The organism is Streptomyces sp. NPDC028331, from assembly GCF_055565775.1.
The window spans coordinates 19,650-43,372 of sequence record NZ_JBVHTR010000040.1 but is presented as its reverse complement, the minus strand read 5'-3'; the positions used below and the strand labels follow the sequence as shown (position 1 = coordinate 43,372).

General features: G+C 69.8%; 22 protein-coding genes and 1 pseudogene. 16 read left to right on the top strand and 7 right to left on the bottom strand.

Annotated elements, in window-relative coordinates; genetic code table 11:
• The first annotated feature begins 152 nt into the window (after positions 1-152).
• The 8 genes from kdpB to ACZ4SW_RS35895 all read left to right on the top strand — a co-directional run bounded on the left by kdpB (position 153) and on the right by ACZ4SW_RS35895 (position 10,421).
• Complete coding sequence (gene kdpB / locus ACZ4SW_RS35930; protein WP_468253278.1) at positions 153-2,306, top strand: potassium-transporting ATPase subunit KdpB; 2,154 nt, start codon at positions 153-155, stop codon at positions 2,304-2,306.
• Between the two features lie 383 nt (positions 2,307-2,689).
• Complete coding sequence (locus ACZ4SW_RS35925) at positions 2,690-3,499, top strand: SDR family NAD(P)-dependent oxidoreductase (protein ID WP_468253277.1); 810 nt, start codon at positions 2,690-2,692, stop codon at positions 3,497-3,499.
• A 28-nt stretch (positions 3,500-3,527) separates the two neighbouring features.
• Positions 3,528-3,605: a 50S ribosomal protein bL37 gene (locus tag ACZ4SW_RS35920; RefSeq protein WP_468253281.1), complete on the top strand. Its 78-nt coding sequence runs from the start codon at positions 3,528-3,530 to the stop codon at positions 3,603-3,605.
• Positions 3,606-3,696: 91 nt separating this feature from the next.
• On the top strand, positions 3,697-4,581 hold the full coding sequence (locus tag ACZ4SW_RS35915) for a GNAT family N-acetyltransferase (protein WP_468253275.1): 885 nt from the start codon (positions 3,697-3,699) through the stop codon (positions 4,579-4,581).
• Positions 4,536-4,871, top strand: a complete 336-nt coding sequence (locus ACZ4SW_RS35910; RefSeq protein ID WP_468253274.1) for a hypothetical protein — start codon at positions 4,536-4,538, stop codon at positions 4,869-4,871. Before ACZ4SW_RS35915 ends, ACZ4SW_RS35910 begins: the two co-directional genes overlap by 46 nt.
• Positions 4,872-5,026: 155 nt before the next feature.
• Positions 5,027-6,985, top strand: coding sequence for an APC family permease (locus ACZ4SW_RS35905; protein ID WP_468253273.1), 1,959 nt, complete (start codon positions 5,027-5,029; stop codon positions 6,983-6,985).
• Positions 6,986-7,093: 108 nt separating this feature from the next.
• On the top strand, positions 7,094-7,612 hold the full coding sequence (locus tag ACZ4SW_RS35900; RefSeq protein WP_468253272.1) for a hypothetical protein: 519 nt from the start codon (positions 7,094-7,096) through the stop codon (positions 7,610-7,612).
• Positions 7,613-8,456: 844 nt separating this feature from the next.
• Positions 8,457-10,421 (top strand): potassium transporter Kup, encoded by a 1,965-nt coding sequence (locus ACZ4SW_RS35895; RefSeq protein WP_468253271.1) that lies wholly within the window; start codon positions 8,457-8,459, stop codon positions 10,419-10,421.
• A gap of 46 nt (positions 10,422-10,467) precedes the next feature.
• Here ACZ4SW_RS35895 and ACZ4SW_RS35890 read toward each other — a convergent pair whose 3' ends face one another.
• From ACZ4SW_RS35890 to ACZ4SW_RS35880, 3 genes and pseudogenes are all read right to left on the bottom strand, one after another.
• Entirely contained in the window at positions 10,468-10,764 is a 297-nt protein-coding gene (locus ACZ4SW_RS35890; protein WP_468253280.1) for a DUF3147 family protein, read from the bottom strand.
• Positions 10,765-11,165: 401 nt separating this feature from the next.
• A pseudogene (locus ACZ4SW_RS35885) lies at positions 11,166-12,255 on the bottom strand (IS110 family RNA-guided transposase).
• Between the two features lie 724 nt (positions 12,256-12,979).
• On the bottom strand, positions 12,980-14,215 hold the full coding sequence (locus ACZ4SW_RS35880) for a PP2C family protein-serine/threonine phosphatase (RefSeq protein ID WP_468253270.1): 1,236 nt from the start codon (positions 14,213-14,215) through the stop codon (positions 12,980-12,982).
• Between the two features lie 725 nt (positions 14,216-14,940).
• Here ACZ4SW_RS35880 and ACZ4SW_RS35875 point away from each other — a divergent pair.
• Both ACZ4SW_RS35875 and ACZ4SW_RS35870 read left to right on the top strand, forming a co-directional pair.
• Positions 14,941-15,291 carry a hypothetical protein gene (locus tag ACZ4SW_RS35875; RefSeq protein WP_468253268.1) on the top strand — a complete coding sequence of 117 codons (351 nt, stop codon included), beginning with the start codon at positions 14,941-14,943 and terminating at the stop codon, positions 15,289-15,291.
• An 817-nt stretch (positions 15,292-16,108) separates the two neighbouring features.
• On the top strand, positions 16,109-16,594 hold the full coding sequence (locus ACZ4SW_RS35870; protein WP_468253267.1) for an SPFH domain-containing protein: 486 nt from the start codon (positions 16,109-16,111) through the stop codon (positions 16,592-16,594).
• A 58-nt stretch (positions 16,595-16,652) separates the two neighbouring features.
• Here the strand turns inward: ACZ4SW_RS35870 and ACZ4SW_RS35865 are convergent, their stop codons facing one another.
• Positions 16,653-17,039, bottom strand: a complete 387-nt coding sequence (locus ACZ4SW_RS35865; RefSeq protein ID WP_468253265.1) for a DUF302 domain-containing protein — start codon at positions 17,037-17,039, stop codon at positions 16,653-16,655.
• 178 nt (positions 17,040-17,217) lie between these two features.
• On the opposite strand from ACZ4SW_RS35865, the gene ACZ4SW_RS35860 reads away from it, so the two are divergent.
• The 3 genes from ACZ4SW_RS35860 to ACZ4SW_RS35850 are packed head-to-tail and all read left to right on the top strand — an operon-like array spanning position 17,218 to position 19,744.
• Entirely contained in the window at positions 17,218-18,594 is a 1,377-nt protein-coding gene (locus tag ACZ4SW_RS35860; protein WP_468253264.1) for a rhodanese-like domain-containing protein, read from the top strand.
• A 38-nt stretch (positions 18,595-18,632) separates the two neighbouring features.
• The gene (locus ACZ4SW_RS35855) at positions 18,633-18,995 is read left to right on the top strand and encodes a rhodanese-like domain-containing protein (protein WP_468253263.1); all 363 of its coding nucleotides are present in this window, start codon (positions 18,633-18,635) and stop codon (positions 18,993-18,995) included.
• On the top strand, positions 18,992-19,744 hold the full coding sequence (locus ACZ4SW_RS35850; RefSeq protein WP_468253262.1) for a sulfite exporter TauE/SafE family protein: 753 nt from the start codon (positions 18,992-18,994) through the stop codon (positions 19,742-19,744). The genes ACZ4SW_RS35855 and ACZ4SW_RS35850 overlap by 4 nt, the downstream gene beginning before the upstream one ends.
• A gap of 38 nt (positions 19,745-19,782) precedes the next feature.
• On the opposite strand, the gene ACZ4SW_RS35845 is transcribed toward ACZ4SW_RS35850, so the two are convergent.
• Positions 19,783-20,064, bottom strand: coding sequence for a metal-sensitive transcriptional regulator (locus tag ACZ4SW_RS35845; RefSeq protein WP_391142960.1), 282 nt, complete (start codon positions 20,062-20,064; stop codon positions 19,783-19,785).
• Positions 20,065-20,140: 76 nt separating this feature from the next.
• On the opposite strand from ACZ4SW_RS35845, the gene ACZ4SW_RS35840 reads away from it, so the two are divergent.
• Positions 20,141-20,707, top strand: a complete 567-nt coding sequence (locus ACZ4SW_RS35840; protein ID WP_468253261.1) for a rhodanese-like domain-containing protein — start codon at positions 20,141-20,143, stop codon at positions 20,705-20,707.
• A gap of 101 nt (positions 20,708-20,808) precedes the next feature.
• Here the strand turns inward: ACZ4SW_RS35840 and ACZ4SW_RS35835 are convergent, their stop codons facing one another.
• Together ACZ4SW_RS35835 and ACZ4SW_RS35830 are read right to left on the bottom strand one after the other, a co-directional pair.
• Positions 20,809-21,399, bottom strand: a complete 591-nt coding sequence (locus ACZ4SW_RS35835) for a sulfocyanin-like copper-binding protein (protein ID WP_468253260.1) — start codon at positions 21,397-21,399, stop codon at positions 20,809-20,811.
• A complete protein-coding gene (locus tag ACZ4SW_RS35830) occupies positions 21,396-21,671 on the bottom strand; it encodes an SHOCT domain-containing protein (protein WP_468253279.1) in 276 nt (91 codons plus the stop codon). Before ACZ4SW_RS35830 ends, ACZ4SW_RS35835 begins: the two co-directional genes overlap by 4 nt.
• A gap of 199 nt (positions 21,672-21,870) precedes the next feature.
• On the opposite strand from ACZ4SW_RS35830, the gene ACZ4SW_RS35825 reads away from it, so the two are divergent.
• Both ACZ4SW_RS35825 and ACZ4SW_RS35820 read left to right on the top strand, forming a co-directional pair.
• Entirely contained in the window at positions 21,871-22,329 is a 459-nt protein-coding gene (locus ACZ4SW_RS35825) for an SPFH domain-containing protein (RefSeq protein WP_468253259.1), read from the top strand.
• 104 nt (positions 22,330-22,433) lie between these two features.
• The gene (locus ACZ4SW_RS35820; RefSeq protein WP_468253258.1) at positions 22,434-23,702 is read left to right on the top strand and encodes an ATP-binding protein; all 1,269 of its coding nucleotides are present in this window, start codon (positions 22,434-22,436) and stop codon (positions 23,700-23,702) included.
• Positions 23,703-23,723: the final 21 nt, after the last annotated feature.

The following is a 23,723-nucleotide window of genomic DNA, read 5'->3' as shown; positions in this document are numbered from 1 at the left end:
TTGGTTTGTGTCGGGGGTGACTCTGACGGGGGGTTTTTTTTTTTTTTTTCTTTCCTTCTTGTTTTTTTTCCTTCCTTTTTCTTTTTCTTCCCCCCCCCCCCCCACGGACCGCGGCCACAGTCCCTGTCCACCGTCAAGGCACGAAGGTGTCCATGCTTCCCGCTGCCCCCCAGCAGGCCCCGCCGTCACGTCCCGAACGCGCACCCCGAACCGGAGCGGGGGGACGAGCGAGGCGGCGCGCTCCGAGCGGGTTGTTCGAACCCGCCCAGCTCGTCCGCTCCTTCCCCGAAGCGCTGCGCAAACTGCATCCGCGCGTCCTGGTGAAGAACCCGGTGTTGTTCGTCGTGTCCGTCGGCGCGATGCTGACCACGCTGTCGGCGTTACTGCACCCAGCCGTGTTCACCTGGATCATCAGCCTGTGGCTGTGGCTGACGGTCGTCTTCGCCAACCTCGCCGAGGCCGTCGCCGAGGGCCGCGGCAAGGCACAGGCCGAGTCGCTGCGCAGGGCCCGTACCGACACGGTGGCGCTGCGGCTGGAGCACTGGAGCTACGGCACGAATCCCGCCGCAGCCCGCACGGAGGCCGTCGCCGCCACCGACCTGAAACCGCTGGACGTCGTGCTCGTGGAGGCAGGCGAGATGATCCCGGCGGACGGAGACGTCATCGACGGGGTCGCGGCCGTCGACGAATCCGCCGTCACCGGCGAATCGGCCCCGGTGATCCGGGAGGCGGGCGGCGACCGCAGCGGCGTCACGGGCGGCACGACGGTCCTGTCCGACCGGATCGTCGTACGGGTGAGCGCCCGCCCCGGGCACAGCTTCCTGGACCGGATGATCGCCCTGGTCGAGGGCGCATCCCGGCAGAAGACCCCGAACGAGATAGCCCTGAACATCCTGCTGGCCTCGCTGACCATCATCTTCCTTCTGGTCGTCGTCGCGCTCCAGCCGATGAGCGAGTACGCGGGCGCCGCGCAGTCCACGACCGTGCTGGTCGCCCTCCTCGTCACGCTCATCCCGACCACCATCGGTGCCCTGCTGTCCGCGATCGGCATCGCCGGCATGGACCGCCTGGTACAGCGCAACGTCCTCGCCATGTCCGGCCGCGCGGTCGAGGCGGCCGGCGACGTGAACACCCTGCTGCTCGACAAGACCGGCACCATCACCCTCGGCAACCGGGAGGCCGCCGCCTTCATCGCGCTGCCCGGCATCGACGAACGGCAGCTCGCCGACGCGGCCCAGCTGTCCTCGCTGGCCGACGAGACACCCGAAGGCCGCTCCGTCGTCGTCCTCGCCAAGAACCGGTACGGCCTGCGGGCTCCCGCCGAGGGCGAGTTGGCGAACGCCCGCTGGGTGCCGTTCAGCGCGCAGACCCGGATGAGCGGGGTCGACCTGCGCTGGGACAACGGCGCCGTGTGCGCCATCCGCAAGGGCGCCGCCCAGCAGGTGATCGACTGGGTGCAGATGTACGGCGGCCACGTACCGCCGGAGGCGCGCAGGTACGCCGATGCCGTGTCCGCCTCCGGAGGGACACCGCTCCTGGTCGCGGTGCACGACTGGGACGGACCACGCGCCCTCGGCGTGATCCAGCTGAAGGACGTCGTCAAGGACGGCATCCGCGAACGCTTCGCCGAACTGCGCCGCATGGGCATCCGCACGGTGATGATCACGGGCGACAACCCGCTGACGGCGAAGGCGATCGCCGAGGAGGCAGGCGTGGACGACTACCTGGCCGAAGCAACGCCCGAGGACAAACTCGCCCTGATCCAACGGGAACAGGAGGGCGGCAAACTGGTCGCGATGACCGGTGACGGCACCAATGACGCGCCCGCGCTGGCCCAGGCGGACGTCGGCGTGGCAATGAACACGGGTACTTCGGCCGCCAAGGAGGCCGGCAACATGGTCGACCTCGACTCCAACCCGACCAAGCTGATCGAGATCGTCGAGATCGGCAAGCAACTCCTCATCACACGCGGTGCGTTGACGACGTTCTCCATCACGAACGACGTGGCGAAGTACTTCGCCATCATCCCGGCGATGTTCGCGGGTTCGTACCCGGGCCTGGAGTCGCTGAACGTGATGGGCCTGCACAGCCCGACCTCCGCGATCACCTCCGCGATCATTTTCAACGCCCTGATCATCGTCGCCCTGATCCCCCTCGCCCTGCGCGGGGTGCGCTACACCCCGTCCTCCGCACATGACCTGCTGCGCCGCAACCTGCTGGTCTACGGCCTTGGCGGTCTCGTCCTGCCCTTCGTGGGCATCAAGCTGATCGACCTGATCGTCTCGGGGGTGCCCGGCCTTGGGTGAGTCGCGTCCGTCCGCCTGGCTGGCCCGTCAAGGCCCCGTAAGCGCACGTCAGAGCCCCGTCAGAGACGGGGGTTTCGGCTTGCCCGGCGGATGCGGAACGGCTTCCATGGACTTCGTGAACAGCGCCTGGCTTCTCTTCGACCGGCCGCCGAGTCCCGCTCGGCCGCCGCGTCGTGCGCCACGCTGACCGGAAGCGTCCACGTCCTGCCGACATCGCGTCCCGCCGACGCCGTGCCCGCTGACGTCGCGTCCCGCCGACGCCGCTTTCCGTGACCCGAGGGGCGCCGTGATCGGCTCCGGCGCCCCTCGTTCACCTTTCCCCCTCGCACGCCCACCGCCCCTCACCGGGCCGTGCCGGCGTGCCTGCAACCCCGGATGGGATCATGTCCAACTCAACCCTCTCCGCCCGTACCGTCCTGGTCACCGGCGCCACCTCCGGCATCGGCTACGAGACCGCACGACAGCTCGCCGAGCGCGGCGCCACCGTGCTGCTGCACGGCCGCACCGCCGAGGAGACGCAGGCCGCCGCCGACCGCCTCATCGCCACGGCCGGCGTGAAGGCGAACCAACTGGTCACTTATTTCGCCGACTTCGGCCACCTCGAGCAGGTCGAGACCCTCGCCCGCACCGTGGTCGCCGCCCACCCGCACCTGGACATCCTGGTCAACAACGCCGGCATGGCCGCGCCGGAGCGGCACACGGTCACCGCCGACGGCAACGAGGTCGCCTTCCAGGTCAACTTCCTCGCCCACTACCTGCTGACCTGCCTGCTCGAACCGGCGCTCACGAGTGACCCGGGCGGCCGGGTGGTGAACGTGTCCTCCTCGCTGCACCGCACGGCCTCCATCAGCTGGGCCGACCCCAACCGCGCCCGCCGCTACTCCCGCCTCGCCGCCTACGCCCAGTCCCAGCTCGCCCTCACGGTCTTCGCCTCCGACCCGCGCGTCACCGCCGTCTCCGTCCACCCGGGCGTCTGCGACACCGCCCTGCTGCCGCTCTACGCCCACGAGGGCGTCTCCCCGGCCGAGGGCGCCGCACACGTGGTCCGGCTGTGCGACCCGGCCGTCGAGATCGTCAACGGCGCCTACTACGACCGGGACGAGCGGGTCGACCCGGCCCCGGCCGCGACCGAGGACCGCACGGTCAGGCGCCTCAGCAAGCTGGCGGACCTCCTGGTCGGCCGTACCGCCTGAAGAACACACGAAACAAGAGGAGTTGTACGTGTCCAAGCGCGCACGCAAGAAGAAGACCCGCCGCAAGAAGAAGGCCAACCACGGCAACAAGGCCGGCCAGAGCTGACCGAGCACGACAGCAGGGCGGGCGACAGGGAACAGCGTTCCCCCGGTCGCCCGCCCGTCCGCATCCCCTCTCCCCCTCCCATGAGGCATTGATGATCGAGATTTCGCCGCCCGACAAACGGGCGCTCGCGCGCTGGTTCCCCACGCACTCCCCGGGTCCCGCCACGATCGGTGAGCACGTGCTGGCGACGGGCATCGGCCGCTGGTGGGCCGACCGGTCCGTCCAGCCGAGCACGGTCGCCGTCTCCTGCGCCGGCCACGTCGTGCTGCGCGGCAGCCCGGAAGAGCTGACACCGGAACTCCTCGCGCCGCTGGCCGGCAACCGGGTCGAAGCACCGGCCCGGTTCCTGCCCGCCCTCGGCGCCGCCTTCGACCAGCTCACCCCCTGGGAGCGCATGATCTGGACCCTCCAGGCCACACCCCAGCCCGCCACGGTCCCGCACGCGGTCACTGTACGGCGCCTGGAACCGGCGGACACCGACGCCGTGCACGCCCTCGGCCCCGACGCCTCCTGGCTGTCGGCCAGCTGGGGCGGCCCGCGCGGCCTCGCCGCCTCCGGCCACGCCTGGGCCGCGGTAGGCCGCACCGGCCGCATCCAGGCGGTCGCCTGCACCTACTTCCGCGGCACCAGCTACGAGGACGTGGCCGTCCACACCGTCCTGGACCACAGACGCCACCACCTCGCCCTGGCCTGCGTCACCGCCCTGTGCGCGGACATCACCTCCCGCGGCCACACGCCCAGCTGGAACTGTTCCCTCCACAACCGCGCCAGCCGCCTCCTGGCCTGGAACGCCGGTTTCCGCCTCGTCCGCGAGTACGTCCACTACGCGGTGGGGAGCCCGTGTCACTCCATCGGCTCAGTGCCTAGCCAGCCGGCAACCGCCACGGAGACAAGGAGCCGTCAGTGCCCAGGAAACCCCCACTCCTCACCTTGCCGATCCTCGAAGGCCGCCACGAGCTCACGATCACCCGGCTGAAGCGCGGGGAGGACTCCTTCACGCTCCACTACCGAATCACACCGCAGGTCCCGGAGCCCGACGGCGAAACCCTCGCGCTCCCGGTCCTGGAGGCCCTGGACGACCTCGGCAACGAGTACGGAGACCGCGGCGGTGCCTACGGCACCCATCCGGACGGCACCTGCACCGACGGCAGCCTCAGCGGACATCCGTCCCTGCATCCGAACGCGAGCAGCCTGCGAATCCGCATCACCTGGCTGCGGGGCGCCAGGGAAACGTCGTACGCCATGACGCTGGGTGTCCGGCCCTGAAGGCGCGCCACGCGATGTGCTCGGCCTTAACGCGGTCTTGACGCGCTAAGCGGATATCCGTGCGGGCCCATGCGTCACTCCTTGCTTAGGCTGGTGCGGCCGTCCGTGTGATGGCCGGAACCCCACGCTGAGCCGCACATCAGGAGAGCACGTCCATGGCCACCACCGAACGCCCTCCCAGTACCAGCCGCCTGCGCACCTGGATGCTGGAGGGCCTGTCCGACATGGGCAAGCACGGCGGCCACACCGGCCCGCACGCCGAGCCCGAGCCCCCGCACAAGGGCCAGCGCTGGTACCGGGTGATGTGCCTGACCGGTGTCGACTACTTCTCCACCCTCGGCTACCAGCCCGGCATCGCCGCCCTGGCGGCCGGCCTGCTCTCCCCCATAGCCACCCTCGTCCTCGTCGTCGTCACCCTTGCGGGCGCTCTCCCGGTGTACCGCAGGGTGGCCGAGGAGAGTCCCCACGGCGAGGGCTCCATCGCCATGCTGGAGCGGCTGCTGTCCTTCTGGAAGGGCAAGCTGTTCGTCCTGACGCTGCTGGGCTTCGCCGCCACCGACTTCCTGATCACCATCACCCTGTCGGCCGCCGACGCCTCCACCCACCTGATCGAGAACCCCCACCTGACGAGCACGCTGCACGGACAGCAGATGCTGATCACGCTGCTGCTGGTGGCCCTGCTGGGCGCGGTGTTCCTCAAGGGCTTCCTGGAGGCGATCGGTGTCGCGGTCGCCCTGGTGGTCGTCTATCTCGCCCTGAACGCCGTGGTCGTCGTGGTCGGCTTCTGGCATGTCCTGACCGCCGGGCACGTGGTCACCGACTGGACCAGCGCCCTGACCACCCAGCACGGCAACGTATTCGCCATGATCGGTGTGTCCCTGCTGGTCTTCCCCAAGTTGGCTCTGGGCCTGTCCGGATTCGAGACCGGCGTCGCCGTCATGCCCCACGTCCAGGGCGACCCCGACGACACCGAGGAGAATCCGAAGGGCCGGATCCGCGACACCAAGAAGCTGCTGACGGCCGCCGCGCTCATCATGAGCGTGTTCCTGATCGCCACCGCCTTCATCACCACGGTGCTGATCCCTGCGAACGAGTTCAAGACGGGTGGCCAGGCCAACGGCCGGGCACTCGCCTATCTCGCCCACGAGTACCTGGGCAACGCCTTCGGCACGGTCTACGACCTTTCGACCATCGCCATCCTGTGGTTCGCCGGCGCCTCCGCGATGGCCGGCCTGCTCAACCTCATGCCGCGTTACCTGCCCCGCTACGGCATGGCCCCGCACTGGGCGCGGGCGGTGCGCCCGATGGTGATCGTCTTCACGCTGGTCGCCTTCCTGGTGACCTGGATCTTCGACGCCAACGTCGACGCACAGGGCGGCGCCTACGCCACCGGTGTACTGGTCCTGATGTCCTCCGCGGCCATCGCGGTGACCATCGCCGCCCGCAGGGCCGGGCAGCGCCACTGGACCATCGGCTTCGCCATCGTCTCGGCCGTCCTGCTCTACGTCACCGTCGCCAACGTCATCGAACGCCCGGACGGTGTGAAGATCGGCGCCTGCTTCATCGTCGGCATCATCCTCATCTCCCTGGCGTCCCGGCTGGCCCGCGCCTTCGAGCTGCGCGTCACCCATGTCGAGCTGGACGACATGGCAGAACGATTCATCCGCGACATCGCCAGCCGGAAGATCCGGTTCATCGCCAACGAACCGGGCCGACGGGACAAGGCCCAGTACCGCGACAAGGTCGAGCAGATACGGGCCGACAACGAGATGCCGGAGCAGGAGGACTTCGTCTTCGTCGAGGTCACGGTCACCGACCCCTCCGAGTTCGAGGCCGGCCTGACCGTACGCGGCGAGGTCCTGCACAACCGCTACCGCGTCCTGACGGTGGAGTCCTCCTCCATCCCCAACGCCCTCGCAGCCCTCCTCCTCCACGTCCGGGACACGACCGGCTGCACCCCGCACATCTACTTCGAGTGGACCGAAGGCAACCCCTTCGCCAACTTCCTGCGCTTCTTCCTCTTCGGCCAGGGCGAGGTCGCCCCGGTCACCCGCGAGGTCCTGCGCGAGGCAGAACCGAACCGGGAACGCCGCCCCCGCGTGCACACCGGCTGAGGACCGACCCCGCGACCGCGTCAGGATCCCGTCAAGATTCGCCCGCACGCGTTAGGAGCCCGTAAGCAGCGGTCGCCGCACCGGGTGCGGGCGCCTAGCGTCGGCGGCATGCGACGGAGCGGACCGCCAGGCTCGGCCGGCGACCGCCACTGGCGTGGCAGCGCCCGGCTCGCGGTGAGCTGCGCCCTGCTGTTCTGCGCCATGAGCATGCTCGTCGACTGGGACGCCGACACCCTGACACCCCTGCGCACCCTGCTCTGGATCACCCTGTCGGCCGCGGTGTGCGCCGTCCTGCTTCCACAGCGGGTGAGCGCGGGCCCCGGCTGGCTGGCGGTCCGCACCCCCTGGCGCCGGCACATGGTCCGCACGGACGCGCTGGTCTCCGTAAGGCAGTACGACGGCGTCTCCTCCCACCTGGTCCTGCGGGACGTCCACGGCCACCGCCTGGAACTCGACCCCCGCGTCCTGGCCGCCAACCCCCTGCTCTGGCACGAACTCGACACGGGCGTCCGCCGCTCCATGGAACGCGGCACCTTGCGTCAGGGAACCGACGTTCTGGAACGGCTGGGCCACCGTATCGACGACGAGGCGCTGCAGGCGGTCCTCCGCGCGTCGGGACTCTCCTGACCTCATCCCGGCGCCACGCACACGGTCCCACTACCCGTTCCCGGCGGTGGCCACATCTCCAGCGAGCCACGCGGCCGGCAGGAAGTCCCTGGCGCTGAGAAGCCTGTCCAGGACGCCGACGGACGATCGGGGGCGGCGGCGAACTCGGTTCTCGGCCTGGCCGTGACTCCCGCTTGGCTTTCGGCCTGCCGCATGACGTGGAGGTCACGGTGCACTCTGCGAACACCCAGGTCATCAACGGACCAATCGGCAGCCTTCTCTGACGTCCTCTTATCGCTGCCAGCTGCCGCTGGTGTGTCGCAAAGCGGTGGTTTCATCTGATCGACGAGGTGACGGGAGCGTGAAGGCATGTCGGTCAAGGGTGGGCAGAGCTGAAGGCGAAAGCTCAGATGCGGGTGGAACGAGGTGGATCCAGGTGAGCCATCGCCCAGTCGGGCGGACTGTCCGTCGGTGGCCTCGCCGGTGGGGTGCGCTCCTCGATGGACGGGAAGGGGATCTGCGCCCGCCTGCAACACGGCCGCACGACATCCTGCTCGCCCACGAGCGGACCCATCTCGCCTCTCGTGCAGGAAACGTTGTTCAGGCGACCGACGAGCGACCCAACCAGCGCATGCGAGACCTCGGCGTCGTCCAGGGCGCCAGCGCCCGATGACGACCGTCATGGTCGAGGCAGCGGCTACCGATGGGCTCGAGCGATCCGCCGCAATAACCCCTACAGGCCGGCGACACGGAGACGCCGTTGAGACGCAGCGCCCCCGCCTACCTGCATTGGCGCTGGTGATCGGTATTGTCCGCCTCGATGCACCGGGCCCGTGGACAGTGGTCCGCAACGAGGAGGATCACCATGGCCGATCGCCGGCAGGGGAACGCGCCGGATGACGGATCGCGGACGCCCGAGGCTCATCATGCGAGCGCGTACGACACGGTGCGCATCGCGCTGGTCATCGGCGCTCTCGGTGTGGTCTTCGGTGACATCGGCACCAGCCCGATCTACACCCTCCAGACCGTGTTCAATCCGACGGACCCGCACCCCGTCCCGGTCACCCCACAGAACGTGTACGGGGTCGTGTCGCTGGTGTTCTGGTCGGTGGTAATCATCGTCCTGGTCACCTACGTGCTGCTGGCGATGCGCGCCGACAACGACGGCGAGGGCGGCATCATGGCGCTGATCACCCTCGTACGTCGGTGGACCCCGCGACGGGCCGGACGGACCGCCGCCGTACTGGCCGCGCTGGGCATCTTCGGCGCGTCCCTGTTCTTCGGCGACAGCATGATCACCCCGGCGATCTCGGTACTGTCCGCGGTCGAGGGACTCAAGGTCGTCCAGCCCTCGCTGGAGAGCGCGGTCGTGCCCATCACCGCAGTCATCATCGTGCTGCTGTTCCTCGTCCAGCGCCGGGGAACCGCGGCAGTGGGCCGGGTGTTCGGTCCCGTCATGATCGCCTGGTTCACCGCCATCGGCGCCTGCGGTGTCGCCGGCATCGCGGACCATCCGGCCATCCTCAGGGCACTGTCACCGACGTACGCCCTGGGCTTCCTGTTCGGCCATTTCGGCACGGCCTTCTTCGCCCTGGCCGCGGTCGTGCTCGCGGTCACCGGCGCCGAGGCGCTCTACGCCGACATGGGGCACTTCGGCCGCCGGGCGATCACCCGCGCCTGGATGTTCCTCGTCTTCCCCGCCTGCATCCTGAGCTACCTCGGCCAGGGCGCCCTCATCCTCGCCGACCCGCACAACACCAGCAGCCCCTTCTTCCTGCTCGTGCCCACCTGGGGACAGTGGCCGATGGTCGTGCTCGCCACGGCGGCCACCGTCATCGCCTCCCAGGCCGTGATCACCGGCGCGTACTCGGTCACCTCCCAGGCCGCCCAACTCGGCTACCTGCCGAGGCTGCGGATCGCGCACACCTCCGAGTCGACCATCGGCCAGATCTACGTCCCCTGGATCAACTGGATGCTGATGGTCTCGGTCCTCACCCTCGTCTTCGCCTTCCGCAGCTCCACGGCGCTCGCCTTCGCGTTCGGCATGGCGGTCACCGGCACCATCACCATCACCACCCTGCTGTTCTTCTACGTCGCCCGCGCGAAATGGGGCACGCCCAGATGGCTGGTCGCCACCGGCGCCACCGTATTGCTCTTCGTGGACCTGCTGTTCGTGGCGGCCAACATGACCAAGCTCGTCCACGGCGCCTGGCTGCCGCTGCTGATCGGCATCACCGCGTTCACCGTCATGACGACCTGGCAACGCGGCCGCGAGATCGTCACCGCCGAACGCGCACAACTCGAAGGCCCGCTCCCCGAGTTCATCGAAGACCTCCGCTCGGAGAAGGTGACGACGCTCCGGATCCCGGGAACGGCCGTCTTCCTCAACCGGGGCAAGCAGACCGCACCCCTGGCCATGCGGGCCAACGTCAAGCACAACCACGTGCGCCACGACCAGGTCGTGATCCTCTCGCTTGAGACAGAGCCCGTGCCCCGCGTCCCGGCCGACCAGCGGATCGTCGTCGACGACCTCGGTTACGCCGACGACGGGATCATCCACGTCACCGCCCGGTTCGGCTACATGGAGACACCGGACGTACCCAGCACCCTGGCCATGCTCACCCCGGCCCAGACCGAAGGACCGTTGAACCTCGACCAGGCGTCCTACTTCCTGTCGAAGATCGATCTCCGGCGCGGCAAGTCACCGACGATGGCGCCCTGGCGCAAGCGGCTGTTCATCGCCACCTCCTACATCACGGCCGACGCCGCCGAGTACTTCGGCCTTCCCCGCGACCGCACGGTGATCATGGGCTCACACATCGAGGTGTAGACGCGCTCCGGCCGCTGATCGTCGGGCGGAGCGGGCCCGGGATGCACTACGCACCAGGTTCTTCAGGTCCGGTTTCGTCGCTTCCCGCTCCTGCCGCGCGGCCGACGGCATACCCACCGAGTGACACCACGGTCCAGGCTGCCGTCGCCACCGCCAGGGCGAGCCATGCCGAGTGGTGGCGCAGAAGGACGGCGGTGGTCAGTGCGACCAGAAGGCCGATGGTTCCCAGGGCGGCGCGGCGGGCGTCGTCGCGGGCGCCGCGCAGGCCCTCCTCCTTGGCCACCAGGGTCAGACTGGCCGGCAGGATGGCGGGAAAAGCGAATAAGACCCCGCCTACTGGCAGTCGCCGCGATGGCGGGGAGTACGCCGGTCAAATCAAGGACGGGACAGCCGACGATGAAGACGACGGCGCTTTGGCCACGGTCTGGGTGACGAAGAAGAAGGCGCAGTTGATCACCGGGTACCAGCGCCGTGAGGGCAGTGCGGCCACCGCCTCGTCTGCGCACCAAAATCCTGGCACGGACGCCCCTATTACGAGGGGCGCTTGAAACCGGCCTCACCAGGTTGAATACCCGATCCTGCCATCCACGCCCCCACCCGCGCGTGGCCGGGCGCGCCATGTGCTACGCGGATCGTTACGGACGAGCAGGCGGGTGCGATCGCAAATCAGGCACTCCCAGATCGTCGCAGGAACCCGGACTGCGTGAGGCGCCGACTGCATCGTCCGCGCCAGCGCAGACGCCCCTATAACGGGGGAACGCTGGATACCGTTCTGACCAGGTTGAAGACCTCGCGGGCGACATACCGCTTGAGGCATCGGATGATCTCGCGCCGGGTCTTGCCTTCCTGGGTGCGGCGTTCGTAGTACGCCTGGGTTCGGGGGTCGTGGCGCAGGCGGGTGAACACGATGCGGTGCAGGGCGGCGTTGGCCTGCCGGTCGCCGCCGTGGTTGAGCCGTCGCGTGATGCGCCGCCCGGAGGAGTACTCGATGGGGCTGACTCCGCAAAGGGCAGCAAAGGACGCCTCGGTGTTCAGCCGCTCGGGATTGTCCCCCATGGTGATCAGGAGAGTGACGGCGCTGTCCGGGCCGATGCCCATCGGTACGAGCAGTTGCGGCGCGTGGCGTTCGACGAGCCGGGTCAGGCGTTGGTTCAGCTCGTTGATCTGCCCGGTGAGCTGTTCGATGCGTTCGGCGAGCATGCGTAATGTCATGTGGGTGGCCTGGACCACCGCGTCCTCGTCTCCCCCACCATCGGGTGGGCTGAGGGTCGCGCAGGTGCGGAACAGCTCGGCATTGCCCAAGCTCGACAACCGTTCCCGCAGGGCGGGGTCGGCGATCACTAGGACGGCCTTGAGCTGGTTGATCGCCTGCGTGCGGGCCTTGACCGCGGAGTCCTTGGCGAGTTTGTAGATCCGGGCGCCTTGCACGGGTCCGTCGCCGGCCTGGGCCCGGGTGCCCGCTGAGCACGGCTCGCGCTGCGGCCTGCGCATCGAGCGGGTCCGACTTGCCGAGCAGACGGCGGGCTGTGCGGTCAGGCCGATTCACTTCGAACACCTGGACATGCTGGGCCAGCAGGTAGCGGGACAGGCCCGCGCCGAAGGTACCGGTGCCCTCCACACCGGCCCGGCGCACCGTCCCCCGCCTGCGGGCCCACACGAGCAGCCGACGGTAGCCGGCCACCGTCGCCGGAAAGGACTCGGTGCCAAGGACCTTCCCCAGCGGGGAGATTACGGCGGCGACGTGAACCTCACCGTGCGTGTCCACGCCGAGCACGACTTCTCTCCGCACGGGAGGATCCGTACTGGAGGAGGTGCTGCGCTGTCTGGTCGTCATGGTGGTTCGCCTCCCGCAGGGTGACACGCTGAGTGGATGGCACCGGCCCGCTCGGGCGGTCTGAACCGTGATGGCGCCTGGAACTCGGCAAGGCCCCTATTGGGACACGCCCTGTGGCTCGGTGACAGCAGAAGCCAGCCCGCAACGACGGTCGACAAGCCTGTGACTGGACACTTCGGTCAAAGATCTCAAGAGTCAGACCCCCGTCCGGGACGGCATCGCGCAACCGTCGCATCGATCCCGGCGTATCGGCATCTACCGACCACAGCCGGATGGCTTCGCCCGAACCAATGCCCAACCTGGCCGGAGCAGGCTGAGAATGAGTTGACTCCCCGCCCACTCGCGACCGGCAATGACAGACAGCCGTCTGGGCCGCCTTACGGTCGCCCTCCATCGGCCATCGCACGAACGGCTTCGAGCCCTCATTCTGGTGCACGGTTGTCCGCAAGTCATGGCGCGGGCTGCCAAAGAGGCTGCCTAGCAACTCGGCAAAGGCACCGGCGAGTGCTTGGGAACTCGGTCTACTCGAGTAACGGGGAACAGCAGCACCGCACGAAGGGGCGCCCGCGTGGAAGGCATAGCGCATGTGGGCGCTGCCGGACCCGATGCTCGCGGCCCCCGTCACCGACCCGGCGCCGCCCGATGGGTGGGCCGCCGAGGAGAAGTGGGACGGTTCTCCAGACACCTCGTGATGTCTCATTCGCGTTGGCACCGTTCACCCAGGTCACGACTGGTCCTTCGTGCGTGCGGCTGAGGCTTGCCGGGTGTCTGCGCCGGCGCTGACGTGCCGCTGGGTCTCCTGGGGGCCGTGCCAGTCCAGGCAGACGGCGGTGGCATCGTCTTCGAGCCGGCCGTCGGCGGCGTCCCGGACCGCGGACGTCAGCGCCAGCACGGTCTCCCTCGGGTGCAGATTCCGGGTGCGCGCCAGCAGGGCGGGCAGATCGACCTTCTCTCCGTGACGTTCGAGCATGCCGTCGGTGAACATGAGCAGACGGTCACCGGGCCGCAGGTCGAGGTCCTGCACACGGTACGGGTGGGGAGTAAGCTCAGACAGCCCGAAGGGATGGTCCACCTCGCAGGTGATCGTCTCCACAGCCCCGTTGCGCATGCGCAGCGGCCAGGGATGACCGGCGTTGACGAGCCGGGCCCGCCCGGTATGGAGATTGATGCGCAGGAGCTGCCCGGTGGCATGACCGTGGCCGTGCTCGATCAGTGCCTGGTCTGCCCGGTGGGCCTGTTCGGCCAGGCCGGTGCCCGCCCGGCGGGCACCGCGCAGGGCGCCCACCAGGACCGTGGCGGCCAGGGCGGAATCCATGTCGTGGCCCATGGGATCGGTCACCGACACGTGCAAGGTGTCGCGGTCCACGGTGTAGTCGAAGGTGTCGCCGCTGAGGTCCTCGGAGGGCTCCAGGTTCCCGCACAGGGTGAACTGTGCGGCCTCACACGACAGCGACAGGGGCAGCAGCTGGTACTGGATTTCAGCTGCCAGGGTGGGGGGCTTGGAGCGTTTGCCCCAGGTGTAGAGATCGGTGAAGCGGCCGTTGGCGATCACGATGTAGGCCAGGATGTGGGCGGCTTCCCCGACTGCATCGAGCACGTCCTCGCCAGGGCCGGTCGGCAGGAGCAGTTCCAGCAGCCCGATCGCATCCCCCCGGTTGGTGACGGGCACGATCACCCGCTGCCCCTCGCCGGTCGCGTCCTGATACAGGCGCTGGGTACGGATCACCTCCTCGTAGACGCTGCCGAACAGAGGAATCCGCTCGGCCTGCCGCCCACCCTGAGTGGGAGCGGTGGACAGCCGAGCCACCGCCTTCCCCGTCAGGTCCACGATGAGGAAAGAGACCTTCGTGGCCTCGAAACGCCGCCGCAGGTCCTCCGCGATCACGTCGACGGCGTCCGCCGGCGCCGCTTTCTCCGCTGCCGTCAGCAATCGGGTGAGCCCACTCTGTCCACCACTCACGACCGCAGCCCCTTCCACAGCCCCCCACCAGCTTGGTAATCGCCGCAGTGAGCGTCAATCCGTGAACAGTCACGCTCCGGCATTCGCCCGCGGACGCGGCCGCCACGGCTGCTCTGTACAAAAGCGGCTCGACGGGCCCATGTCTTATGAGACACGCCAGAGTCTGGAGAACGATGGCTGGAGAGCGCTGCTCTCTCTGGATGCCGGGCGTTTGGTGTTGCGCTCTCGCAGGGACAGGAACCTCGCACCCTCCTTCCCCGAGGTTCGTTCCGGGCACGGTCCAGCCGCCCGACGCGACGGCACTGGACGGCGCTGGTCGTACGGGAAATCCAGCAGGCTCGCCTTCGAGCGACTCCAGGGTCGCCTCCAGCGGCGCGGTGCCGGCGCTGCCCGGCTCACCGAGCAGTGGCCCGCCCACTTCGTCGCCTTCGACTTGTTGCGCCTGGCGGGCACCGACACGACCAGGTGGCCGTACGCGGGCGCCGCAGGGCTGCTCTGGAACGCCTCTTTGCCGAACGGAACCTCACCGCGCCGTGGGCGCTGTGCCCGTCGTTCCCCTCGCTGACCTGGAGATTCACGGAACTGCGGACAGAGCCCTGAAAACGGCCAGGGCTACTTGTCGCCCCACTTGGTCCGGCGTTCAACAGAGTGGGGAGTTTCAGCGAGCGTCGCGCCCGCTGCCGACCACGCGGCCGGTACGTTGGCGGCCACCGGTCCCAGCTGACGTGGACCCGCAACGCGGCCGGCCCGCAATCCCGCAGTTCAGGGGCGGCCACTCCGCCGACCTGACCGCCGAATACCGAGCCGGTGTCCCATGGCCGGCCGCTTCACCGTGCCGTCGGGCCCGTTTTCGCGGGGAATTCCTCGATACCGATGACCCGCAGCAGTTCCAGCCGCTCGCGAGCCTCGGCGACGCCGAGCGCGGCGCCGTGGTCGGCGAGCAGAAGACGGATGCCGCGCCGGCCGCTCCCAGGAAGGCGCTGTGCACGGTGGCCAGCGGGGAGTCGGGCGGTGCGTCCAGGTCCACCCAGCTCGTCGCTCAGCTCGTCGAGGTCCTGGTCGACCGGCCACGGTGATGTCGACGGCTGTCACCGTGAGCCCCAGGTCCTGCCCGGCCGAGTGGAGGACCGATCGGCGTACCTGGTGGACCCGGTCGGGCAGCGGGCGGTCGAGGGCGGCGGCCAGGGTCATGGTCACCCGCACGTCGGTGCCGTTGCCCTCGGGTATGAGCCGGCAGGTCGCGGCCCTGGCACCGGGGACCGTGTCCGCGGCCCGCCTCAGCACCTTCGCCGCGGCGCTCTCGGCGTTCCGCAGGTCCCGGTCGGGGTCGGCCAGGGGCAGCAGGCACCCGAACCGGACCTCTGCCCTGACGACGTCCATGACCCGGTCGGCGAGCGCGTGCAGGCCCGGAGGGTCCTCGTCGCGCAGCGTCCGGGCGGCCGCGTTCACCGCGGCCAGTGCCTCGACCGCCTCGCGGCAGTGAGGACAGGACACCGGGTGCGGGTCCGCGGCCGGTGCCGCGTCCTGCGCCTGTTCCCAGACCCGGCTGAGCAGGCGGCCGCAGGGCAGTACCTCATCGCCTGCGAACAGGGGCACACCGCTGACCGCAAGCGCTCTCATGGCCGCGGACGAGACCCTGCACGCCGTCTCCGCCGCCGACCGGCCACTCGGACCGGACGAGGCAGGGAAGTACGGGGAGGACGGCCCCGCCTCAGCGGCCGTTCCGGCACGGACCGATCGCGCCAGTCGCCTGGTCATCGGCATGTAAGACGGTCGCCACGACCGATGCCTTCCCGGGTTTCGGACCTGCCTCACGAACCGGCGCAGGCACATGCAGGGGTCTCGACCGGCGGCATCCCCGCCCCCCGTGGTCCTCGTCCCGAGGAGCAGCACATGCGAGCCCTGATCGTTCTCATCGTCGTGATCGGCCTCCTGGCCGTCCTGACCCTCGCCCTGTCCGTGAAGGTCGTCAAGCAGTACGAGAAGGGAGTGCTGTTCCGCTTCGGCCGACTTCTCGGAACACGCTCCCCGGGGCTGCGGTTCATCATCCCGTTCGTCGACGCCCTGCACCGGGTGTCGCTGCGGGTCGTCACCATGCCGATCCAGTCCCAGGGCATCATCACCCGGGACAACGTGAGCGTGGACGTGTCGGCGGTCGCCTACTTCCGGGTCGTCGACGCCGTGAAGTCGGTCGTCGCCGTGGCAAGCCGACGGGTTCGCGGATTCTCGAGGTGGAAGCGCGAGGAACCGGAGGGAGGCTTGGCGCGCGCTGGCGGAGTAGCCCACGGGTTCGGGACCGACCTTGGGGGAGCGTTCGTCCGGTCGGGTGTGGGTCAGGTGGGCTGCCGTCCGGCCGGGGCTCCGCCCGGGCATTTGTGAGAAGCATGCACGCGCCTCTCTTCTGCTGAGTCCGCCTGGGGGGCCGGGCGCGAGTGGGTCAGGTGAGGGACCCCAGGGCGGCGTCCAGCCGGGCGGTGGCATCGGTGGCGACCGGCTCCAGGGCGGGCAGGCCGGTGAGGGTGACCATGGTGCCTGGGTCGAGGGCCTGGACGAGCGTGGTGTCGCCGTCGCGGCGGACCACGACGTTGCAGGGCAGGAGCAGCCCGATGCTGCGGTCGGCCTCGAGGGCCTGGTGGGCGAGCGGCGGGTTGCAGGCGCCGAGGATCAGGTAGTCCTCCATGTCGTGGCCGAGCTTGGCCTTGAGGGTCGCCTTGACGTCGATCTCTGTGAGGATGCCGAAGCCCTGATCGGCCAGGGCCTTGCGTACGGCGATGACGGCGCTGCCGAAGTCGGTGCTGAGGCGGACGGTGCGGTCGTAGGACACGGACACTCCCGGGTAGCGCGGAACGACTGATTCCTCTATACCCCACCGGGTACCCGCCGGGCGTCGGGCGAAGCCCTGAGGGGGCGCTTCCCGCCTCTGGAATACCCCCCTGGGTATAGCTGTTAAGGTGAGTGCCAGATACCCCCCGGGGTACATCATTCGAAAGGAGTTATGAGCCGTGTTCTTCGTCGACACCCTGGAATTCGAGGGCCTGGGCAACCGCAGCTACCTGGCCGGCGGGCCCGATGCGGCGGTGGTCATAGACCCGCCGCGGGACATCGACCAGGTCATGGCCGCAGCGGCCCGCCGTGGGGTGCGTATCGCTTTCGTGGCCGAGACCCATCTGCATAACGACTACGTCACCGGCGGCCTGGAGCTGGCGCGCGTCACCGGTGCCCGGTACCTGGTGCCGACCGGGGCGAACGTGTCGTTCGACCGCACCCCGGTTGCCGACGGCGACACGGTGACGGTGGACGAGGGCCTGGTGCTGCGCGCGATCGCTACTCCCGGGCACACCCCGCACCACACCTCCTACGCCCTGACCGAGGGCGGGCGCGGTGTGGCGGCCTTCACCGGCGGATCCCTGCTCATCGGCACCGTCGGGCGCCCCGATCTGGTCGAGCCGCGGTTGACCGATCAGCTGGCCCGCGCCCAGTACGCCTCCGCCCACCGGCTGGCCGACGAGTTGGACGACGAGGTGCCGGTGCTGCCCACCCACGGGTTCGGCAGCTTCTGTTCCTCCTCCCAGGCCGAGGGAGACGCGACCACGATCGGTAAGGAGCGCGAGACCAACGACGCGCTGACCCTGGATGTGGACACCTTCGTCGCCCGGATGCTCGCCGGGCTGGACGACGTGCCCGCCTACTACGCGCGCATGGGCCCGGCCAACGCAGCAGGCCCCGCGCCGGTCGACCTCACCCCGCCGAGGCGTGGGGACGCCGAGGAGATCGCCTCCCGGCTGGCCGCGGGTGAGTGGGTGGTGGACCTGCGCAGCCGCACGGCCTTCGCCGAGGGGCACGTGGCCGGGTCGTTCAACTTCGAGGGCGAGGGCAAGCTCGCCACCTACCTGGCCTGGCTGATCCCGTGGGGCAAGCCCGTCACCCTGCTCGCCGACACCCCGGAGCAGATCGCCGACGCGCAGCGGGAGCTGGCGCGGGTGGGCATCGACCGCCCGGCCGCCGCCGCCACCGGCGACCCGGCCGGCTGGATCCGTGAGGGCGAGCAGCTCGCCTCCTTCCCCCGCGCCCGCTTCGCCGACCTCGCCGAAGTCCGTGAGCGCGGCGACGACGTCGTCGTCCTGGACGTGCGCCGGGACTCGGAGCGCGCGGGCGGCTACATCGACGGCTCCGTCCACATCCCCATCCACGAGCTGCACGGCCGCATCGACGAAGTACCGGACGGGACGGTCTGGGTGCACTGCGCCGGCGGGATGCGCGCGGCGATCGCCGCCTCCCTCCTCGACGCCGCCGGCCGCGACGTGGTCGCCATCGACGACGGCTTCGACGCCGCTACCGAGGCAGGACTGACCCTCACCCGCCCCGGCCGCACCGACTGACACGCCCTACCGCGCCACCGCACGAAAGTGATCGAACGATGTTCTCGCTTCTCCGCCGCGGCCCCGGCCGCCTCACCCCCCAGCAGGCCCACCAGCAGACCAGCGACGGCACCGCCGTCCTGCTGGACGTCCGCGAAACCCCGGAGTGGAACGCCGGGCACGCGCCCGGCGCGCTGCACCTGCCCCTTTCCCGTCTGGCGGCAGGGGCGCCGCTCCCGGCGGCCACGCAGGGCGGGCCGGTGGTCACGATCTGCCGCTCCGGTCACCGCTCCCAGCAGGCCGTCACATTGCTGGCCGGACGCGGTGTTCAGGCCACGGACGTCACCGGCGGCATGACTGCCTGGGCGCGTGCGGGGCTGCCGGTCATCGGTCCGGGCGGCAACGAGGGTGTCATAGCGTGAGTGCTCTGATCCTGGCCCTGATCGCGGGGGCGGTGGTCGGTCTCGCGCTCGGCGCGCTCGGCGGGGGCGGCAGCGTCCTGGCCGTCCCGGCGCTGATCTACCTGCTCGGCTTCACACCGGCCGCCGCGACCACGGCCAGCCTGATCATCGTCACGGCCACCTCGCTCACCGCCCTGTACGCCCACGCCCGCACCGGCAACGTCCGCTGGAAAGCCGGCGCCCTGTTCGCCGCGGCCGGACTCCTGCCCGCAGCCGCAGCAGGAGCCGCCGCATCCCGCCTGCCCCAGCCGGTACTTACCGCCGCATTCGCTGCCATCGCCGCACTCGCCGCCGTCAAGATGCTGCGCCCCAGCCGCACCGCCACCGGCCCGGCGGCCGGCGAAGCAAGGCCGGCCAAGGCCGCCGGCACCGGCGCAGGGCTCGGCGCGCTGACCGGACTGCTCGGGGTCGGCGGAGGCTTCCTCGCCGTCCCGGCCCTGGTCACCGTGCTGGCGTTCGAGATGCAGGCCGCCGTCGGCACCAGCCTGCTGGTCATCTCGGCGAACTCGCTGGCTTCCCTGGCCACCCGCGGCGCCACCACCGCCGGTGTCAACTGGCCGGTGATCGGCCCCTTCACCGGGGCGGCCATCCTGGGTGCCTGGGACGGCAAACGCCTGGCCACCAAGGTCACCGGCACCCTACTGCAGCGCACCTTCGCCGCCGTGCTGCTGGCCGTGGCAGCCTTCATGCTCATCGACGCCCTCACCTGAGGAGTCAGACGGATGATCGGGCGCCGCGGCACCACGGCTCAGGCCAGAGACAGGAACAGCTTCTCCAGCCGGGTGCGCATCTGCTCCCGGTCGCCGGAGGCGGCCATGTCGGCGTCGGTCATGCAGTGCTGCAGACCGGTGGCGATGATCGCGAAACCGGCCTTGTCCAGAGCCCGGGACGCCGCGGCGAGCTGGGTGACGACGTCCTCGCAGTCCCGCCCCTCCTCGATCATCTTGATCACCCCGGCGATCTGGCCCTGCGCCCGGCGCAGCCGGTTGACCACCGTCTTCAGTTCCTCAGCCGCCATCGCCAGTTCCACAACCCACGCTCCTTCGAGATACCCCCTCGGGTATCCTACCGAAGGGGTAACCCGAACCAGGCAAAGGAAAATCCCCGTGGCACCCACCACCGCCCTCACCGCCGACCAGGCCAACGCCCGCCTGCACGAGCTGACCGTCATCGACGTGCGCACCCCCGGCGAATACGCCTCCGGCCACCTGCCCGGCGCCCACAACATCCCCCTCGACCACCTCGATGCCGCCCTGCCCGCCCTGAAGACCGCTGCCGACCGCGGCGACCTCCTCATCGTGTGCGCCTCCGGCGCCCGCTCCGCGACCGCCTGCCGGCGTCTGGCCGACCACGGCGTCACCGCCGCCACCCTCACCGGCGGCACCACCGCCTGGACGCAACTCGGCCACGACACCCACCGACCCGCCGGCACCCGCACCCCCTGGGCCATGGACCGCCAGGTCCGCCTCGCCGCCGGATCCCTCGTCCTGACCGGCCTGATCGCCGGCCAACGCTGGAACGCGGCCCGCTGGCTGTCCGCAGGCGTCGCTGGCGGCCTGGTCTTCTCCGCCCTCACCAACACCTGCGGCATGGCCAAGGTCCTGGCCAAGCTCTCCCACAACCAGCCCAAGGCCACCGACCTGGACGACACCCTCGCCGCCCTGACCGGCTGACCCCCGGCCGCCAGGCGGAGCAATGACCGCCCACTCAGAGTTCTCCCGCGAGACGATGCGGTCGGCGCAGACCGGGCGAAGTTCTTCGCCGCCGGAGCGTGCTATCTGCTGGTGACGTCGAGTTCGGTGTACATCCCGGCGAGGTAGTGGCCGGGAAGATTGCACACCAGCTCGTAGCGCCCGGGACGCAGCGTCAGCGTGGTCCATGCCATCGCGCCAGGGGCGATGCCGTTTCCCTCGCCTGCTCCGCAGCTGCGGGATGCCTCGCCCAGGCTGCTCGCCTCGTTGATCTTCCCGTCAGGGCCGGTAGGGCGCTCCCCGATGACCTGACCCGCCGGCAGTGGGAGCACCACCACCTCGTGCGCCATGGCACCGGTGTTCACAACCCGCAGCGACACCACACCGGCGGAGACCGTGGCGGGACGAGCCTTAAGACGCATCATGCGGATGCCGTACCCGCCGGGAACGCCGCCCATCATGCCCCGGCCCATGTCGCTCGCGGTCACGTCCACCACCTGGCCCGGCAGCGGGGGCGCGCTGCAGCGCGTTCCTTCGGCGCGCCATGCCGCAGGAGCCGCATGGCGGAAGGCGCCGGTTCCGGCCAGCACCATGGTGCTCGCGATGCCCAGCACCAGTGCGGCAACCGCCCCGGCGATGATCAACCATGTGCCGCGCCGGCGGTCCGGGTTCACCGGTGCTCCCGCAGCAGCGCAAGGCGTCGTTTGTACTCGTCTTCGTCGATTTCCCCGCGGGCGAACCGCTCGGCCAGCAGATCCTCGGCCCGCCTGCTTCCCCATCCCGGCTCACCGGACGAGGGAGGCCGTCCGAACTGGCGGTCGTGATGGGCACCGCTGAAGTAGCGGACGAGCGCGACGATGCCGAAGATCACCAACGCCCAGAACAGCACCATGAACACGGCCATGAAGAACCAGCCGCCCCAGCCCCAGCCTCCGTCGTACCACATCACGCCAATCACCTACTCTCGGCTCGCCTACGGCTGTGAGCTCTCCTTTTCCAGGATGACGCGGTTCGACGTCGGTGAAGAGGGCCTACCGGCCCTCGCTCAGGGACAGCAGGCCGTGCATGCAATCGGGCGGTCCGGGGCGATCGGACACCGAAGATCGTCAAAACCTGACTCAGCGTGCTCAGGCCGCATCGGCGAGATGCGCACACCCTCCGCCGCTGCGGTCGCCCTGCCGCCTCGATGTCGAGCTCGGCGAGCAGGCCGCGAATCCGTCGCTCACACGCTCGACGAGACGCTGTCGGAGACGGACCGTATCGACCTGGACATCCGCCAGATCCTCGACGTCACCACCGTCGACTGGGGTGTGCAGGTCACGCTGGTCGAACTCAAGGACATCCAGCTGCCCGACACCATGAAGCGCGCCATGGCCCGCCAGGCCGAGGCCGAGCGGGAGAAGCGAGCGAAGATCATCAACGCGGAGGGCGAGTCCCTGGCCGCAGCCGCGCTCGGCGACGCCTCGGACACCATGATGGCCCACCCCCTGGCGCTTCAACTGCGCAATCTCCAGAGCCTGGTGGAGATCGGTGTCGACCAGAACACCACTGTCGTCTTCCCGGCCCCTCTCATGAGCACGATCGGCGAGCTCGGCTCCTTTTGACCCGACTACGGCCCGAGCGATCCGTGCCGTGACCGTCGCCTGTCGCGCGCGTCCTCCGGGCACCAGCTGATGATGGGAGTACGGCCGAACACGCGGAGTTGATCATGACGGGTTGGCGGGTCAGGGACTACACCCAGGACGATCTCGAAGCGGTGATCCGTGTCGACATGCAGAGCGGCACGACCGAGGAGCCGCCGCTCTTCCCGCTCTCGGACGCCGTGACGGCCCTCCAGACCCGCCACCCGGCCGTGGTGGCCACGGCCGACGACGTGCTGATCGGCGCCGCGGTGAGCAGGGTGGAGGGCGAACGGGCATGGATCCTGCGCATCTGCATGGTGCCCGGCTGGCGGCAGCGCGGGCTGGGCAGTGCCCTGATCACCGCCCTTGAGCAACGGCTCTTCGCCGCCGGCGTCCGCGCGGTGCACGCCGCCCTGCCCGAGGGCGAGACCGGTGCCACCGCCCTGCGCAACTGCGACTTCGGTGCCCGCCCCGGCCTGGTCTTCTTCGAGAAACGCGGACCGGTGACCCCACAGTCGGCCGGCACGCTGTCCTCGCTCGGAGCGGAGCTGCCGCCAGGGGGGCTCTGGCAGAAGGTCGCGGGCATGCAACGGGAGAAGCAGCTCATCGAGCGGCGCCTGGTCCTGCCGCTGGCCCATCCCGAACTGGCCGCCCAGCACGGAGTGGAACCGCCACGGGCGGTGATGCTGTTCGGCCCGCCCGGGACCGGCAAGAGCACGTTCGCGCACGCGATCGCCAGCCGCCTGGGATGGCCCTTCCTCGAACTGTTCCCCGCCCGTCTGGCCGCCGAGTACGGCCTGGCGACCGGGCTGAACCGGCGCTTCGACGAGATCGCCCGGCTCGACCACGTCCTCGTCTTCATCGACGAGGTCGAGGAGGTCGCCGGCGAACGCGGCGGCGCGGACGCGACCGCTGTCGGCGTCGTCAACGAACTGCTCAAGGCGATCGTCCGGTTCCGAAGCCAGGACGGACGGCTGCTCGTCTGCGCCACGAACAACGTGACCACGCTCGACTCCGCGTTCCTGCGGCACGGCCGCTTCGACTACGTGCTGCCGATCGGCCCTCCCGACCACACCGCCAGGACCGCGCTGTGGGAGAGCTACCTGGTCCGAGCGGGCGCACGGGCCGACAGCGCGGTACTCGCGTCCGCCAGCGAGGGGTTCACCCCGGCCGACATCGCCCACGCGGCGCGCACCGTCTCCCAGGCCCAGTTCGAGCGCACCTTCGACACCGGAACCCGGACCACCCCCACCACCGACGACTACCTGGACACGATCCGCGACACCAAGCCCACGGTCAGCGCCGCCATGGCTCGGGAATTCGCCCAGCAGACGGAGGAGTTCGCCCGCATCTAACGTCCAGGCCGATGGAGAGCC

Excerpts from the sequence above, each read along its gene's own strand:
- ACZ4SW_RS35830 (WP_468253279.1), bottom strand. The coding sequence starts at position 21,671 with ATGTGGTACGACGGAGGCTGGGGCTGGGGCGGCTGGTTCTTCATGGCC.
- ACZ4SW_RS35825 (WP_468253259.1), top strand. The coding sequence starts at position 21,871 with ATGCGCACACCCTCCGCCGCTGCGGTCGCCCTGCCGCCTCGATGTCGA.
- ACZ4SW_RS35905 (WP_468253273.1), top strand. The coding sequence starts at position 5,027 with ATGGCCACCACCGAACGCCCTCCCAGTACCAGCCGCCTGCGCACCTGG.
- ACZ4SW_RS35895 (WP_468253271.1), top strand. The coding sequence starts at position 8,457 with ATGGCCGATCGCCGGCAGGGGAACGCGCCGGATGACGGATCGCGGACG.
- ACZ4SW_RS35900 (WP_468253272.1), top strand. The coding sequence starts at position 7,094 with ATGCGACGGAGCGGACCGCCAGGCTCGGCCGGCGACCGCCACTGGCGT.
- ACZ4SW_RS35925 (WP_468253277.1), top strand. The coding sequence starts at position 2,690 with ATGTCCAACTCAACCCTCTCCGCCCGTACCGTCCTGGTCACCGGCGCC.
- ACZ4SW_RS35915 (WP_468253275.1), top strand. The coding sequence starts at position 3,697 with ATGATCGAGATTTCGCCGCCCGACAAACGGGCGCTCGCGCGCTGGTTC.
- kdpB (WP_468253278.1), top strand. The coding sequence starts at position 153 with ATGCTTCCCGCTGCCCCCCAGCAGGCCCCGCCGTCACGTCCCGAACGC.
- ACZ4SW_RS35870 (WP_468253267.1), top strand. The coding sequence starts at position 16,109 with ATGCGAGCCCTGATCGTTCTCATCGTCGTGATCGGCCTCCTGGCCGTC.
- ACZ4SW_RS35855 (WP_468253263.1), top strand. The coding sequence starts at position 18,633 with ATGTTCTCGCTTCTCCGCCGCGGCCCCGGCCGCCTCACCCCCCAGCAG.
- ACZ4SW_RS35820 (WP_468253258.1), top strand. The coding sequence starts at position 22,434 with ATGACGGGTTGGCGGGTCAGGGACTACACCCAGGACGATCTCGAAGCG.